The 14,078-nt window shown below is 74.4% G+C and carries 13 protein-coding genes; 8 read left to right on the top strand and 5 right to left on the bottom strand.

The window, feature by feature from the left end; translation table 11 throughout:
• The first annotated feature begins 28 nt into the window (after positions 1-28).
• The gene (locus ACLBXO_RS09110; protein ID WP_447685180.1) at positions 29-1,597 is read left to right on the top strand and encodes an efflux transporter outer membrane subunit; all 1,569 of its coding nucleotides are present in this window, start codon (positions 29-31) and stop codon (positions 1,595-1,597) included.
• A 111-nt stretch (positions 1,598-1,708) separates the two neighbouring features.
• Here the strand turns inward: ACLBXO_RS09110 and dmeF are convergent, their stop codons facing one another.
• Complete coding sequence (gene dmeF / locus ACLBXO_RS09105; RefSeq protein ID WP_447685179.1) at positions 1,709-2,683, bottom strand: CDF family Co(II)/Ni(II) efflux transporter DmeF; 975 nt, start codon at positions 2,681-2,683, stop codon at positions 1,709-1,711.
• Between the two features lie 116 nt (positions 2,684-2,799).
• On the opposite strand from dmeF, the gene zwf reads away from it, so the two are divergent.
• The gene (zwf, locus tag ACLBXO_RS09100) at positions 2,800-4,326 is read left to right on the top strand and encodes a glucose-6-phosphate dehydrogenase (protein WP_447685178.1); all 1,527 of its coding nucleotides are present in this window, start codon (positions 2,800-2,802) and stop codon (positions 4,324-4,326) included.
• A gap of 275 nt (positions 4,327-4,601) precedes the next feature.
• Here the strand turns inward: zwf and ACLBXO_RS09095 are convergent, their stop codons facing one another.
• The 3 genes from ACLBXO_RS09095 to ACLBXO_RS09085 all read right to left on the bottom strand — a co-directional run bounded on the left by ACLBXO_RS09095 (position 4,602) and on the right by ACLBXO_RS09085 (position 7,682).
• The gene (locus ACLBXO_RS09095) at positions 4,602-5,567 is read right to left on the bottom strand and encodes a homoserine kinase (protein ID WP_447685177.1); all 966 of its coding nucleotides are present in this window, start codon (positions 5,565-5,567) and stop codon (positions 4,602-4,604) included.
• A gap of 117 nt (positions 5,568-5,684) precedes the next feature.
• Entirely contained in the window at positions 5,685-6,686 is a 1,002-nt protein-coding gene (ispH, locus tag ACLBXO_RS09090) for a 4-hydroxy-3-methylbut-2-enyl diphosphate reductase (RefSeq protein WP_331316151.1), read from the bottom strand.
• A 135-nt stretch (positions 6,687-6,821) separates the two neighbouring features.
• Positions 6,822-7,682, bottom strand: a complete 861-nt coding sequence (locus ACLBXO_RS09085; protein ID WP_447685176.1) for a C40 family peptidase — start codon at positions 7,680-7,682, stop codon at positions 6,822-6,824.
• Positions 7,683-8,029: 347 nt separating this feature from the next.
• On the opposite strand from ACLBXO_RS09085, the gene ACLBXO_RS09080 reads away from it, so the two are divergent.
• Complete coding sequence (locus tag ACLBXO_RS09080; protein WP_331316149.1) at positions 8,030-8,362, top strand: hypothetical protein; 333 nt, start codon at positions 8,030-8,032, stop codon at positions 8,360-8,362.
• A gap of 60 nt (positions 8,363-8,422) precedes the next feature.
• Here ACLBXO_RS09080 and ACLBXO_RS09075 read toward each other — a convergent pair whose 3' ends face one another.
• Positions 8,423-9,133, bottom strand: coding sequence for an MgtC/SapB family protein (locus tag ACLBXO_RS09075; RefSeq protein ID WP_020094035.1), 711 nt, complete (start codon positions 9,131-9,133; stop codon positions 8,423-8,425).
• A gap of 233 nt (positions 9,134-9,366) precedes the next feature.
• Here ACLBXO_RS09075 and ACLBXO_RS09070 point away from each other — a divergent pair, with 233 nt between their 5' ends.
• The 5 genes from ACLBXO_RS09070 (at position 9,367) to ACLBXO_RS09050 (ending at position 14,072) form a co-directional block, all read left to right on the top strand.
• Positions 9,367-10,431 (top strand): AAA family ATPase, encoded by a 1,065-nt coding sequence (locus ACLBXO_RS09070; protein WP_447685175.1) that lies wholly within the window; start codon positions 9,367-9,369, stop codon positions 10,429-10,431.
• Between the two features lie 146 nt (positions 10,432-10,577).
• Positions 10,578-11,456, top strand: coding sequence for a DUF58 domain-containing protein (locus ACLBXO_RS09065; protein WP_447685174.1), 879 nt, complete (start codon positions 10,578-10,580; stop codon positions 11,454-11,456).
• Between the two features lie 36 nt (positions 11,457-11,492).
• Positions 11,493-11,990, top strand: a complete 498-nt coding sequence (locus tag ACLBXO_RS09060) for a DUF4381 family protein (RefSeq protein ID WP_447685173.1) — start codon at positions 11,493-11,495, stop codon at positions 11,988-11,990.
• Complete coding sequence (locus tag ACLBXO_RS09055) at positions 11,987-13,030, top strand: VWA domain-containing protein (protein WP_447685172.1); 1,044 nt, start codon at positions 11,987-11,989, stop codon at positions 13,028-13,030. The genes ACLBXO_RS09060 and ACLBXO_RS09055 overlap by 4 nt, the downstream gene beginning before the upstream one ends.
• A 112-nt stretch (positions 13,031-13,142) precedes the next feature.
• Positions 13,143-14,072 (top strand): VWA domain-containing protein, encoded by a 930-nt coding sequence (locus tag ACLBXO_RS09050; protein WP_447685171.1) that lies wholly within the window; start codon positions 13,143-13,145, stop codon positions 14,070-14,072.
• Positions 14,073-14,078 lie beyond the last annotated feature (6 nt).

Genomic DNA, 14,078 nt, shown 5'->3' with positions numbered 1-14,078 from the left:
GGCCTCCGCCGCGCGCCGGCACCTCGGGATGAGGGCGCGGGCGGGCCTCCGGCCTGCGTGCGTCCGACCGTCGCGCCACGAACCCGCGGCGGCCGATCGTCGGCGTCGCACCCTGGCATCCCTGCTCCTCGCCGCCCCGCTCCTCGCCGGCTGCGTGGTCGGCCCCGACTACACCCGGCCCTCGGTGGAGACGCCGCTGGCCTACAAGCAGGGCGGTGTCCGGGAGGACAGCCCGGCCTACGTCGCGGCGCGGAAGAAGGGCTGGCGCGAGGCCCGGCCGAGCGACGCGGTCGAGCGCGGCGACTGGTGGCGGGTGTTCAAGGACCCGACCCTCGACCGCTTGATCCGCCTCGTCGACGTCGACAACCAGTCCCTCCGGCAGGCGGTGGCGAATTACCGGCAGGCCCGGGCGCTCGTCGCCTCGGCGCAGGCCGCCCTGTACCCGACGGTGATCGGCGCGCCGAGCATCACCCGGACCGGCAGCGGCACCACCACGCGCACCAACGTGGCGCTGCTGGGCCAGGCGAGCTGGGAGCTCGACCTGTTCGGCGGCACCCGCCGCACCATCGAGAGCGAGGCGGCCCTGGCGCAGTCCGACGCCGCCACGATCGCGCTGACCCGGCTGAGCATCCAGGCGGAGATCGCGGCCGATTACCTGACCGTGCGCTACGCCGACTCCCTCCAGAAGGTGCTCGACGAGAACGTCGAGAACTTCAAGAAGACCCTGGCGATCACCGAGAACCAGTACGCCGCCGGCGTGGCCGCGCGCTCCGACGTGATCACCGCCCAGACCCAGGTCCAGACCATCGAGGCCCAGGCCATCGCGGTGCGGCTGACCCGGGTTCAGTACGTCAACGCCATCGCCACGCTGATCGGGCGCCCGCCCTCGGAGGTGTCGATCCCGGTGGCCGGCATCCCGCGCAGCCCGCCGGGCGTGCCGGTGGGCATCCCCGGCGACCTGCTGGAGCGGCGGCCGGACGTGGCCCAGGCCGAGCGCCTCGTGCAGGCGCAGAGCGAGCGCATCGGCGTGGCGGTGGCGGCCTTCTACCCGACCGTGACGATCTCGGCCCAAGGCGGCATCTCGGGGGCGACCCGCAACGGTCTGCTCTCGGCGGCCAACCAAGTCTGGTCGGTGGCGGCCTCCGGCAGCGAGGTGCTGTTCGACGGCGGCGCCCGCACGGCGGCCCTGCGCTCCGCCGAGGCCGGCTACGATTCGGCGGTGGCCAATTACCGTCAGGTGGTGCTCGCCGCCTTCGCGGAGGTCGAGAACCAGATGGCGGCCGTGCGCATCCTCGGCCAGCAGCAGCGGGCCCAGGACACCGCGGTGGACCTGTCGCGCAAGGCGGTGGAGATCACCCTCAACGAGTACCGGGCCGGTACCCAGAACTTCACCACGGTGGTGACCGCCCAGAACCTGCTCGTGAACAACGAGGTCAACGCCCTCCAGGTGCGGCTGAGCCGCTTCACCGCGGCGGTCACGCTGATCCGGGCGCTCGGCGGCGGCTGGGACGTGCGCGCCCTGCCGAGCGATTCCGAGCTGAAGGGTCCGAGCCTGCCGATCGACCGGAGCGGCCAGGCGGTCCGCCCCGACGAGTAGCGGCCTCCGAGCCGAGCACCCGAGCGGCGCGCACCGTCCGGCCCGCGCCCGCATCCCGAGGCGCGGACGGGGTGCGGACGGGGTGCGGGCCTCCGCCGGGGGGCGGGGCCGTCAGGCCACCACCGCGTGCCCCCCGCAGGGCTGGACCTCGACGGTGACGTGGCTCAGGCCCTTCATCCCGGCGAGCCGCGCCTTGTAGTGCGCCGGCGGCCGGGGATCGTCGCTGACGAGGGCGATGACGGCGGCCCGGTGGCCCGGCCCGACCTGCCAGAGATGCAGGTCGCTGACCCGGTCGCCGCCGATCTCCAGGCGCTCCCGGATCTCCCGGGTGGCGGCGGGCGAGGGCCGCGCGTCGAGGAGCACGAGGCCGGACGTCCGCAGCAGGCTCCACGACCACGCCAGGATCACCGCGGTTCCGAGGAGGCCCATGGCCGGGTCGAGCCAGGCGAGGCCGAGATAGCGCCCGCCGAGCAGCGCCACGATGGCCAGGACCGAGGTCAGCGTGTCGGCGAGGACGTGGACGTAGGCGGCCCGGAAGTTCGTGTCATGGCCGCCGTGGCCGCCGTGGCCGCCGTGGCCCCCATGCGCGTGGCCGCCGTGATGGTGACCGTGGCCCGCGTGATCGTCGGGGTCGTCGTGCAGCAGCCAGACGCTCGCGAGGTTCACGGCGAGCCCCACGACGGCGATCGGGATCGCCTGACCGAAGCCGATCGCCACCGGGTGCAGCAGCCGGTCGAGGCTCTCGGCGCCGATCAGCAGGGCGATCAGGCCGAGCAGCAGCGCGCTGGCGAAGGCCGCGAGGTCGCCGAACTTGCCGGTGCCGAAGCTGAAGCGGGGATCGTCCGCGTGGCGCCGGGCGAAATGGTAGGCGAGCGCCGCGATGCCCAGCGCCGCCGCGTGGGTCGACATGTGCCAGCCGTCGGCGACCAGGGCCATCGAGCCGAGCCACGTGCCGCCGACGATCTCCACCACCATCGTGGCGGCCGTGAGCGCGACCACCGCCCAGGTCCGGCGGGCATGGCGATCGTGCCGGTCGCCCAGGAAGACGTGGCTGTGGGCCCAGGGCTCGAGGGAGTGGGTATGCATGCGGGGTTCCTTGATCCTAGACTCGGCGCAGCATAGCCCAGCGGGCACCGGAACGGGCCTCGCCGCGGCGGGTTGTCAGGCCGGTTTGCCGCGCCGCAGCCACACGGGAGTCAGGGATGGCCGAGCCGACGACAGCCCTCAAGGACACGGCCGCCTGCGGCACGCAGCCGGCGCCGCCCTGCACGCTGGTGATCTTCGGGGCCGGCGGCGACCTGACCAAGCGCCTGCTGATGCCCTCGCTCTACAACCTCGCCGGCGCCGGCCTGCTGTCCGAGGGCTTCTCGATCCTCGGCATCGATCACAATGACGGGACCGACGAGTCGCTCCGCGAGAATCTCACCCAGACCCTGGAGGCGTTCAGCAAGGACCCGACCTCGGAGTTCCACGCCGACCACATCGACCCGAAGAGCTGGGGCTTCATCCGGGACCGGCTCCACTACCTCAAGGGCGATTTCGAGAAGCCCGAGACCTACGCGGCCGTGAAGCAGCGGGTCACCGGCAGCGCGGTGTTCTACTGCGCGGTGGCGGCGCGCTTCTTCGGGACGATCGTGGACGGGCTCGGCCAGGCCGGCCTGCTCAAGCAGGAGGGCGACAGCTTCCGCCGCGTCGTCATCGAGAAGCCGTTCGGCTCCGATCTCGCCTCGGCGCGGGAGCTGAACGCCCGCATCCTCCGCCAGGGCGACGAGAGCCAGTTCTACCGGATCGACCACTTCCTGGGTAAGGAGACGGTGCAGTCGATCATGGCGTTCCGCTTCGCCAACGGCCTGCTGGAGCCGGTCTGGCGGCGGGAATACATCGACAGCATCCAGATCACGGCGGCCGAGACCGTGGGCGTCGAGGAGCGGGGCGGCTTCTACGAGCCGACCGGGGCGCTGCGCGACATGGTGCCGAACCACATGTTCCAGCTGCTCTGCATGGTCGCCATGGAGCCGCCGAACTCCTTCGACGCGGAGGCCGTCCGCACCGAGAAGGCCAAGCTCGCCGAGGCCGTCAAGCCGATCCCGGCCGAGGACGCGGTCCGCGGCCAGTACACGGCCGGGACCTCGGAGGGGCGCGACGTGCCCGCCTACCGGGACGAGCCGCACGTGGCGAAGGACTCGGTCACCGAGACCTACATCGCCCTGAAGCTCAACATCGAGAACTGGCGCTGGGCCGGCGTGCCGTTCTACGTCCGCACCGGCAAGCGCATGACCGGGCGGCGCACCGAGATCGCGGTGCTGTTCAAGCCCGCGCCGTTCAAGATGTTCGAGGACACCCCCACGGCCGACCTCGCGCCCACCGTGATGCGGATCCAGATCGATCCCGATCACGGGGTCAGCACCGAGTTCAACGTCAAGGTGCCGGGGCCGCAGATGAAGATCGGCCGGGTGCGCTCCGGCTTCCGCTACAAGGACTTCTTCGCCGACCGGCCGAATGTCGGCTACGAGACGCTGCTCTACGATTGCATGACCGGCGACGCGACGCTGTTCCAGCGCGCCGACAACATCGAGGCCGGCTGGGCGGCGGTCGATCCCCTGCTCGAGGGCTGGCCGCAGGCGGAGGTGAATTTCTACCCCGCGGGCAGCGCCGGCCCGGCGGAGGCCGACGCGCTGCTGGCCCGCGACGGCCGCCACTGGCTGGGACTGGACGGCGAGACCGACTGAGCGGCCTGACGATCCGCTCGCACGCGTGGGTCGTCGGTTCCGCGCCGCCCCTTCCCGGAGCCCCTTCCCGGAGCGGTGCGGCCGCCTGCGGTTCCCCGCGGCCCAGCCGTCATCGCGCGTGCAGCGAAGCGATCCAGGGCAGCGCCACGGCGACGAGCGGCGCGCGACCCCGGGTCACCGCGCGGCACCCGTGACGACGCGGTCGGGCTCTGCCAGACCGGTCGTGGCAGACGGATCGACCCGGTTGGTCAGCGGATCGCCGGCTCGTCCGCGTCTCAGCCCGCCCGCCCGTAATCCCGCGCGTCCCGCGCCTGCCGGTGGAAGGTGAGCCGGCGGTCGAATTCCCGCGGGTCCTTCGGCTTCACCAGGGCGCCCGGGGGCACGTTCAGCCAGTCGACCAGCCGGGTGAGCATGAAGCGGAGCGCGGCGCCCCGGCACAGGATCGGCAGGGAATCGACCTCGGCGCTCTCCAGGGGCCGCACGGCCTCGTAGCCGGCGATCAGCGCGGCGGCCATGTCCCGGTGGAAGGTGCCGTCAGGGTCGAAGCACCAGGCGTTCAGGCAGACCGCGAGGTCGTACGCGAAGGCGTCCGTGCAGGCGAAGTAGAAGTCGATCAGGCCCGACAGGGCGTCGCCGATGAAGAAGACGTTGTCGGTGAACAGGTCCGCGTGGATGACGCCGCCCGGCAGATCCCGGGGCCAGTGCGCCTCCAGGACGGCGAGGTCCGACCGGGTGCGCGCCGCGAGGCCGGGCTCGACCGAATCGGCCTGGGCCTCGGCCTGGGCGAAGAGCGGGCGCCACGCGGACACCGAGAGGTTGTTGTCCCGCACCATCGGGAAGTCCCGGCCGGCGGCGTGCAGCTCCGCGAGCGCCCGGCCGAGTTCCCGGCAATGCTCGACGCCCGGTGCCTTGACCGAGACGCCCTCCAGGAAGCTCACGATGGCGGCGGGCCGGCCGCAGAGCCGGCCGAGGGCCTGGCCGGCCCGGTCGCGCACCGGCTGCGGGCAGGCGAGGCCGCGGGCCGAGAGGTGCTCCATCAGCCCGATGAAGAACGGCAGGTCCTGTTCCCGGACGCGCTTCTCGTAGAGCGTCAGGATGTAGGCGCCCTCGGTGGTGTGCAGGAAGAAGTTCGAGTTCTCGACCCCTTCGGCGATGCCCTTGAAGGAGAGCAGGCCGCCGATCGCGTAGGCGGACAGGAACTCGGCGAGCGCCGCGTCGGATACCTCGGTGTAGACGGCCACGTGTCTGCGCTCTGATGTCGGAAGTTCGATACGGCAAGGGGCGCCGAAGCGCCCCCGCATAAAGCCTGCCGCGCCCCGAGCCTGAAGGGTCGGGCCGGCGCCGTCGGACCGGACCGCCTACTCGGCGGCCTCGCTGCGCAGTTCCCGCGGCAGCGGGAAGACCATGTCCTCGATCACCGTCGAGACCGTGTCGACGATCACGTCGTAGCGGGCCGCGAAGGCGTCGATGATCTCCTCGACCAGGACCTCGGGGGCCGAGGCGCCGGCCGTGAGGCCGAGCTTGCGGATCCCCTCGAAGGCCGGCCAGTCGATCTCCTCGGCGCGGAGCACGAGGCGGGTGATCGGGCAGCCGACGCGCTCGGCGACCTCGCGCAGGCGCTGCGAGTTCGACGAGTTCGAGGAGCCCACCACGATCAGGGCGTCGACCAGCGGCGCCACCTGCTTCACCGCCTCCTGGCGGTTGGTGGTGGCGTAGCAGATGTCGTCCTTGTGCGGCCCGGTGATGTTCGGGAACTTCTTCTTCAGGGCGTCGACGATGTGGCGGGTGTCGTCCACCGACAGGGTCGTCTGGGTGACCCAGGCGAGGTTGTCGGGATTGTCGGGCGTCAGGGCGGCGATCTGCTCGAGATCCTCCACGAGGGTGATCGAGCCCTTGGGCAATTGGCCCATCGTGCCCACCACCTCGGGATGGCCGGAATGGCCGACCAGCAGCACGTGGCGGCCGCGCTTGTGGTGAATCTCGGCCTCGCGGTGGACCTTGGTCACCAGCGGGCAGGTCGCGTCGATCGTGGTCAGCCCGCGCGAATCAGCGTTGGCCGGCACGGTCTTGGCCACGCCGTGGGCGGAGAAGATCACCGGGGCGCCGCCGTCCGGCACCTCGTCGAGCTCGCGGACGAACACGGCGCCCTTCCGCTTCAGGCTCTCCACGACGTACTTGTTGTGCACGATCTCGTGGCGGACGTAGACGGGCGGCCCGTAGATGGCGAGCGCCCGCTCCACGACGTCGATGGCCCGCACCACGCCGGCGCAGAAGCCGCGCGGGGCGCAGAGCAGGATCTCCAGCGGCGGCTTGCCGGCGGTGCCCGGGACGGGCTCGGGGGTCGCGATATCGGCGGTCATGCGGGGGATGTGGCGAGGGCGGGGCTGTCCTGTCAACAGGACTGGCCCAGGAACCGGGCGGGAAGAGGGAAGCGGGGCCGCTCCGTGGCCCGTCTGTAGCACGATTGCCGCGGGAATGGGACCCGCGCCGCCCCTTCAGAGGCGGCGGATCCCCGTCACGGCGCCGAAGCTGTGCGCCGCGATGCGGGCGACCGCTTCGGCGAGCGGCTCCGCGGCGACCGCCATGTGGTGGCCGTTGGCGTGGATCAGCGTCTCGGGATCGGCCATCAGCCCGACATGGCCGCGCCAGAACACGAGGTCGCCCCGGCGCAGGCCCGCGCGGTCCGGGCGCGCGGGGTCGAAGGGCAGCGCCTGACCGAGGGCTTGCTCCTGCATGTCGGCGTCGCGCGGGCAGGGCAGCCCCGCCGCGTCGAGGCAGAGCTGGACGAGGCCGGAGCAGTCGAGCCCGAGGCTGGTGCGGCCGCCCCAGAGGTAGGGCGTCCCGGCGAGCCGCGCGGCCGTCGCCGCGTAGTCCGGCGCGCGGGCGTCGACGGGCGCGCAGTGGCGGGCGAACACGTAGCCGCCCGGCGTCTCCAGGTAGGCGCCGGTCTCCCCCGTCGCGGCGAGGCGGGCGCCGAGACTGAGATGGCCCAGGACCGCGCGTTTCAGGTCCGGCTCGGAATACAGGAAAGTGCGCAGGGCCGTGACGCGGTGCGTCGGCTCCGGATCGACCGGACCGAGGCTGTCGGCCGGCAGGTAGCCGACGTAGCCGTCGCGGACGAGCTGCACGAAGGCGAAGCCGTCCGCCGCGTCGTAGAGATCGACCGCGTCGCCGAGCAGCGCCTCGGTGTCGAGCCCGGCATCGGCGGCGGGCGCGCGGCGCAGCGGCGCCGACGGGGCGGTCACCCGCCGCGGCGTGCCGGCGACGTAGCGCGCCGCCGCGACGCGGTCCCGCAGGCGGAGATCGGCGACGTGCGGCCGGGCCGGGGTCAGCCGGGGATCGAGGCTCTCGGTCATGCGCGCACCCTACCATGCCGGCCTGAAGCGCGGGTAAGCGCGGGTAAGCGCGGGGCCGCCGACCTACGCCATCGGTGCGTCACCTCTGCGCCACTGTGACGCATAGGGGCGCCCGTCGCGACCGGGGCGGCCGGCATCTGCCCGCGGGATCGCCGGACGGCCCCGCCGATCGGGCACCGGGGGCCCGGGGCTGCACAACGCGGCGGCAGCCGGGCTCGAACCGGCATCACATCCGCGTCACCCGGACGCGAGACATGTGCGGGAGGCGCCCATCACACGTTTTTGATGCACTGCACAACCTGCCCGGAAGGCGCTATGTCTGGCGCATGAAGACCGCGAGTCGCCCCGTGAAGAAGACGCAGAAGAGCTTCGCCGACCTGCCGCCGATCCGCGTCCGCCGCGAGCCGCCGACCGTGAGCGAGGCGGTCGCCGCCGCGCAGGACCTCGCGGACGACGTCGAGCAGCAGGTCGAGATCGCCGCCGGCCTGATGGGCCTTCCGGCCGACGAGGTCCGCCCCCACGTCCTGGCGGCCAAGAAGGTCAAGCCGGAGCGCGCGCCCGAGCGGATCCTGACCCATGCGAGCCCGAGCCGGGCCCCACGCACCGTGGTGGTGGAGCGCCGGACGCGCCCGACCGTGGTGATCGAGCGCCGCAGCCGGCCCCTCGACCCGCGCCGCTGACGGCCCGGGCCCGCCGCCGGAGGGCGCGCTGTCCGGATCACACGGCCGGATCGCCCGCGCTCAGTCGGCGGTCTGCACCGACCACGTGGCGTGGCGGATGCCGGGCATCCGGGCCAGCTCGTTGGTCACGGCGTCGAGTTCCTCCGCCTTGACCGCGCTGGCCGTGAGCGTCGCCACCACGTCGACCGCGCTCTCGCCGCGCTCCTCGATCTCGACGCTGCCGACCGGGTAGTTCGCCGCCTCCAGGCGCTCGACCAGCATGTCCTGGGCCGGCCCGGCCTCGCCGGGCGCCGTGGTGACCTGGACCTCGTAGGTCGCCTCGGTGGCGGATTCGCGGATCGGCGCGCGGTTGATGGCGTTCACCAGCGGCCGGAGCGCCGTGTTGCAGGCGAGCACCGTCACCATCACGAACACCGCCTCCAGGGGCAGGTCCGCGCCGCAGAAGGCCCCGACCGCGGCCGAGCACCACAGGGTCGCGGCCGTGTTGAGGCCGCGGACGTTCATCCCCTCCTTCATGATCACGCCGGCGCCGAGGAAGCCGATGCCGGAGATCACGTAGGCCACCGTGCGGACGCCCCCGTCCGGACCGGTCAGGCGCATGCCGAGATCCACGAAGGCGCTGGCCCCGACCGCGACCAGCACGGCCGTGCGCAGGCCCGCGGTGCGCTGCCGGTACTGCCGCTCGGCCCCGATGATCGTGCCCAGCACGAAGGCCACGAGCAGGCCGATGGCGGATTTCAGTTCTTCGGGGAGGGCGGCGTAGCTGGTCATCCACCGTCTCATGAAAGCGGGGAGGTGACGGAACCGTGACACCGTGGCCGCGTCCCGACCGGAAAGCGTGCCCGAAGCGGGATTGACGGCCGCACCGGGCAGCGGGCACACCGGCAAGAGCCTGAGGATCCCTTAAGAATTCGGGACCCGGCCGAGGAGACGTGCAGGATGCAGCACACGGCCCAGGACAAGGCCCGACGGGCGGATTCGGTCCGCACCGGATCGTTCTCCGCATGAGCGGCGCCACCAGCGGCGCCCTCGCCGAACGCCGGCCCGACACCGCGCCGAGCAGCACGCCCGGCAGCACGACGCCCGGCAGCGCGCCCGACGCCGCCCTGCACGGCCGCGTCATGGCGCTGCGCGAGGGGCTGGAGCGCGGCCTGATCGGCAGCGCCGGCCTCGTGGAGCGCCTGCTGATCGGGCTCCTGACCGGCGGCCACCTGCTGATCGAGGGCGCGCCGGGCCTCGCCAAGACCCGCGCGGTCAAGCGCCTCGCCGACGGCCTCGACGGCTCCTTCGCGCGCATCCAGTGCACCCCGGACCTGATGCCGGCCGACCTCACCGGCACCACCGTCTGGCGCCAGGCGAACGGCCAGCACAGCGGCACCTTCGAGTTCCTGCCCGGACCGCTGTTCCACGCCCTCGTGCTGGTGGACGAGGTCAACCGCGCGCCCCCGAAGGTGCAGTCGGCGCTGCTCGAGTCCATGGCCGAGGGGCAGGTGACGGTCTCGGGGACGACCCACCGGCTCTCCGACCCGTTCATGGTCGTGGCCACCCAGAACCCGATCGAGCATGCCGGCACCTTCCCGCTGCCGGAGGCGCAGCTCGACCGCTTCCTCCTCCACGTCGTGGTCGACATGCCCGACGAGGCCACCGAGCGGGCGATCCTCGACCTGGTCGAGGGCGAGATCACCCACCACGTCGACGCGATGACCGTGCGGCTGTCGCTGGCGGACGTGCGGGCCGCCCGGGAAGCGGCGCTCGCCACCTACGTGTCGCCGGCCCTCAAGGACTACCTCGTCCGGCTGGTGGCGGCGACCCGCACCGACGCGGCCGCCCCGGACCTGCGCGCCCTGATCGAGCACCCGGCCTCGCCGCGCGGCACCCTGGCGCTGATGATGGCCGGCAAGGCCCGGGCCTGGCTGCGGGGCCGCGACCACGTCACGCCCGAGGACGTCGCGGAGCTGGCCCGCGACGCCCTCTCCCACCGGATCGGCCTGACCTGGCGGGCGGCCGCCGAGGGCCGGACGGCGCGCGGTGTGGTCGGCGAGCTGGTGCAGCGGGTGCGGGCGCTCTGACGGTGTTCGGGTTCGGGCAGGCGCGCCGCAGATCCCCTCCCCCCGCCGCGGGGGCGGCTGGCCCGACCGCCGGGGGGCCCTTCCCTGCCCGGGAGGCGGGGCGAGACCGCGCCGAGCACGGCATCCATCTCTCGGGCGAGGCCCTGATGGGCCTGCGCCACCTCGCCCGCCGGGGCTCGGCCCCCGCCACCCGGACGCTGGCGGGCCTGCCGGGCGGCATCGTCACCCGGCGCCGAGGGCGCGGTTCCGAGCCGGAGGATGTCCGCCTCTGGTCCGAGGGCGACGACCGCCGCTTCATCGACCGCAACGCCACGGCCCGCACCGGGCAGCTGCACGTCCGCACCCACCACGACGAGCGCGACCGCGCGGTGGTGCTGCTCGCCGATTTCCGGCCCGGGATGCTGTTCGGCACCCGCCGGGCCCTGCGCTCGGTGGCGGCCGCCGAGGCCCTGGCGCTGCTCGGCTGGCGGGTCGCCGCCGACGGCGGCCGGGTCGGCCTCGCGGTCGCCTCCGCCGGGGCGCCGACCGTGCTGCGCCCGGCGGGCGGCGAGCGCGCCATGATCGCCGTCACCGGCGCCCTCGCCCAGGCGCACGCCGACGCCCTGGCGGCCGAGACCGGTGCGCCGACCCGCGCGGAGCCGCTGGAGGCGACGCTCGCCCTCGCCCGCAGCCTGCTGCCGGCCGGCGGCCACCTCGTCATCGCCAGTGCCCTGGACGATCCCGGCCCGGGCTTCGACGAGCTCCTGACCCTGCTCGCCGAGCGGATCGCCATCCGGCTGATCCTGGTGAGCGACGCCTTCGAGCGCGCCCGGCCGCCGGGCTACTACCCCTTCGCCCTGGCGGATGGCCGCCGCGGGACCGCGCTGCCGACCGTTTCGCCGACCGCGGCTGGAGCTGCGGGGGAATCCGCCGAGGCCCGGCTCGCCGACTACGCCCGCCGGGGCATCGCGGGCGTGCGCCTCGACGTCGAGACCGGCCCGGAGGCCTACGCGCCGCTCATGGAGCGCCTCGATGCGGTGCTGTGAGGCCGAAGCCGGCGACCCGATCCGCGGCGCGACCCGATGAACCCCGTCGCGCCCGCCGAGATCCCCCTGACCCTCGACCAGCTCCGGGGCCTGCACCTGCCCGGCGGCGCCGCGGGCGCCGTGCAGGGCGAGGTCGTGGCGGCGGCCGCCCTGGGCTTCCTCGCAGCCCTGCTGGTGGGGCTCGTGCGCTACGGGCGCGGCCGGGCGCGGGCCACGCTGCGCCGGGCGGCGCTCGCCGAGCTCGCCCGGAGCCGCGGCCTCGACCCGGAGGCGCGCCTCGTCGCCCAGGCCCGGCTGCTGCGCAGACTCGACCGATCCCTCGACCGGTCCCTCGACCGGCCCGGCGAGACTCGGGCAGGGACCCGGGCGGCGGGCGCGGCCTGGGCGGCCCGGCTGGACGGGCTGTTCCGGACCGACTTCTTCACCCGGGGCGCCGGCCGGGTGCTCGCCGACGGGCTGTACCGGCGGCAGGATCCCGACCTCGACGCCCTCGACGCCGAGCTCGCCCGCCTGATCGGGCGGCTGCGGGCATGAGCGGATCCCTGCCCGCGTGGCTCAGCGCGCTCCTGTCGGCCTTCGACCTCGCCGCGCCCTGGGCGCTGCTGGCGCTGCCCCTGCCGCTGCTGGCCGCGCGCCTGATCCCCGCGGAGCCGGAGGGCGGCAGCGGCGCCCTGCGCGTCCCCGCGACCCTGGTGGCCGGCGCGCGCGCCGGCGCCGACCGCGCGGCCCGGGGGCGGCGGCGGGCCCTGCTCACCTGGACGCTCTGGATCGCCCTGGTGGCGGCCCTGTCGGGCCCGCGCCTCGTGATGCCGGCGGCCGCCCTCCCGGCCTCGGGCCGCGAGATCATGATCGCCATGGACCTGTCGGGCTCGATGGAGCGGCGCGACTTCGCCCTCGACGGCGAGACCGTGAACCGGCTCACCGCGGTCAAGCGCGTCGGCACCGACTTCATCCGGCGCCGGGCCGGGGACCGGATCGGCCTCGTGATCTTCGCCGACCAGGCCTACGTGGCGGCGGCGCCGAGCTTCGACACCGCGGCGGTCGCCCGGGCGCTGGACGAGGCCACGATCGGCATCAGCGGCCGCTCCACCGGCATCGGCGACGGCCTCGGGCTCGCCCTGCGCCGGCTGGACCCGCGGGACGCGGCGGGCGAGACCGCCGGAGCCAGGCCGGGCGAGACGGCCGCGAAGGCCGCGAAGGCCGTGATCCTGCTGTCGGACGGCGCCAACAATGCCGGCCAGACCGCCCCCAAGGACGTGGCCGAGCTCGCCAAGGAACTCGGCATCAAGGTCTACACGATCGCCCTGGGGCCCCGCGACATGGCCGACGCCGACGGCGAGCAGGACGTGGTCGACACCGAGACCCTGCGCGACATGGCGCGGGCGAGCGGCGGCGAGGCATTCCGGGTACGCACCACCGAGGATCTGGTCCGGGTCGCCGACGCCATCGACCGGCTGGAGGGGGGCCGCGCCCTCGCCCCGCCCCTGCCGCTCCGCCGGGACCTCTGGCCCTGGCCGGCCGCCCTGGCATTCCTCAGCGCCGCGCTCCTGCTGGCCAGCCGGAGGGGAGCGTGATGGTTCGGCACCCCGCGCCCCCGACCCTCCCCCTCCCCCTCCCCCTCGTCCCGCGGTGCCGGGGCGCGGCGCGGGCCTCGGGGGCGGGTATTCGGGTCGGAGGACACGCCCGATGAGCGCCCTCGACGCCGTCGCCCTCCTGCGCCCCTGGTGGTTCCTGGCGATCCCGGTCGTGGTCCTGCTGGCCTTTCGCGCCGCGTGGCGCTCGGCGCCGCTCGGCGACTGGGCCCGGGCGGTCGACCCGGCCCTGATGGCCCATCTCGCCCGGGCCGGCGCGGTCCTGGGCGGCCGGCGGCAGGCCAATCTCGCCGCCGCGCTGGCGGCCGGGCTGATCGCCCTGGCGCTGACCGGCCCCGCGGTGGAGCGGGCGGACGGGCGGACCTACCGCAACCTCGACGAGACCGTGCTCGTCGTCGACCTGTCGCGGTCGGTCACCGAGGGCGGCAACCTCCAGGGTGTCCGGCAGGCCGCCGCCGCCGTGGCGGAAGCCGCCGGTACCCGGGCGGTCGCCCTCGTGGTCTACGCGGGCGACGCCTACCTCGCCGCCTCGCCCACCACCGACCGCGACAGCCTCGGCACCACCCTGTTCGCCCTCGACGCCGACACGGTGCCGGACCGCGGCTCCCACCCCGAGCGCGGGCTGGCGCTGGCCCGCCGCACCCTCGCGGAGGCCAACGTGGTGGCGGCCGACGTGGTGCTGATCAGCGACGGCGACGGCATCGGCGAGGCCGCCACCCGCGAGGCCCGCGCCATCGCCGAGCACGGCTGGCGGCTCCAGGCCCTCTACGTCCCCGCCGACAAGCCGCTGCCGCCCGGCGCGCCGAGGCCCGACCGGACCGCCCTCGACGCCCTCGCCCGGGCCGGCGGCGGCACGGCCGCCGACATCGCCGCCCCGGGCCCGGTGCTCGACGCGGTCGGGGCCGGGCTCGCCCAGCACCTCGCGGCGGGCGGCTACGGCGTCCTGGCCTACGCGGATCTCGGGCGCTGGCTGCTGCTGCTGGCGGCGCTGCCGGCGCTGCTGCTGTTCCGCAGGAGCGCGTGATGCGGA

Source organism: Methylobacterium sp. C33D (assembly GCF_053345825.1).
This window is presented reverse-complemented; position numbering and strand designations above follow the sequence as displayed.

Coding starts and splice junctions, on each gene's coding strand:
- ACLBXO_RS09110 (WP_447685180.1), top strand. CDS start 29: ATGAGGGCGCGGGCGGGCCTCCGGCCTGCGTGCGTCCGACCGTCGCGC.
- dmeF (WP_447685179.1), bottom strand. CDS start 2,683: ATGCATACCCACTCCCTCGAGCCCTGGGCCCACAGCCACGTCTTCCTG.
- zwf (WP_447685178.1), top strand. CDS start 2,800: ATGGCCGAGCCGACGACAGCCCTCAAGGACACGGCCGCCTGCGGCACG.
- ispH (WP_331316151.1), bottom strand. CDS start 6,686: ATGACCGCCGATATCGCGACCCCCGAGCCCGTCCCGGGCACCGCCGGC.
- ACLBXO_RS09085 (WP_447685176.1), bottom strand. CDS start 7,682: ATGACCGAGAGCCTCGATCCCCGGCTGACCCCGGCCCGGCCGCACGTC.
- ACLBXO_RS09075 (WP_020094035.1), bottom strand. CDS start 9,133: ATGACCAGCTACGCCGCCCTCCCCGAAGAACTGAAATCCGCCATCGGC.
- ACLBXO_RS09070 (WP_447685175.1), top strand. CDS start 9,367: ATGAGCGGCGCCACCAGCGGCGCCCTCGCCGAACGCCGGCCCGACACC.
- ACLBXO_RS09065 (WP_447685174.1), top strand. CDS start 10,578: ATGGGCCTGCGCCACCTCGCCCGCCGGGGCTCGGCCCCCGCCACCCGG.
- ACLBXO_RS09060 (WP_447685173.1), top strand. CDS start 11,493: ATGAACCCCGTCGCGCCCGCCGAGATCCCCCTGACCCTCGACCAGCTC.
- ACLBXO_RS09055 (WP_447685172.1), top strand. CDS start 11,987: ATGAGCGGATCCCTGCCCGCGTGGCTCAGCGCGCTCCTGTCGGCCTTC.
- ACLBXO_RS09050 (WP_447685171.1), top strand. CDS start 13,143: ATGAGCGCCCTCGACGCCGTCGCCCTCCTGCGCCCCTGGTGGTTCCTG.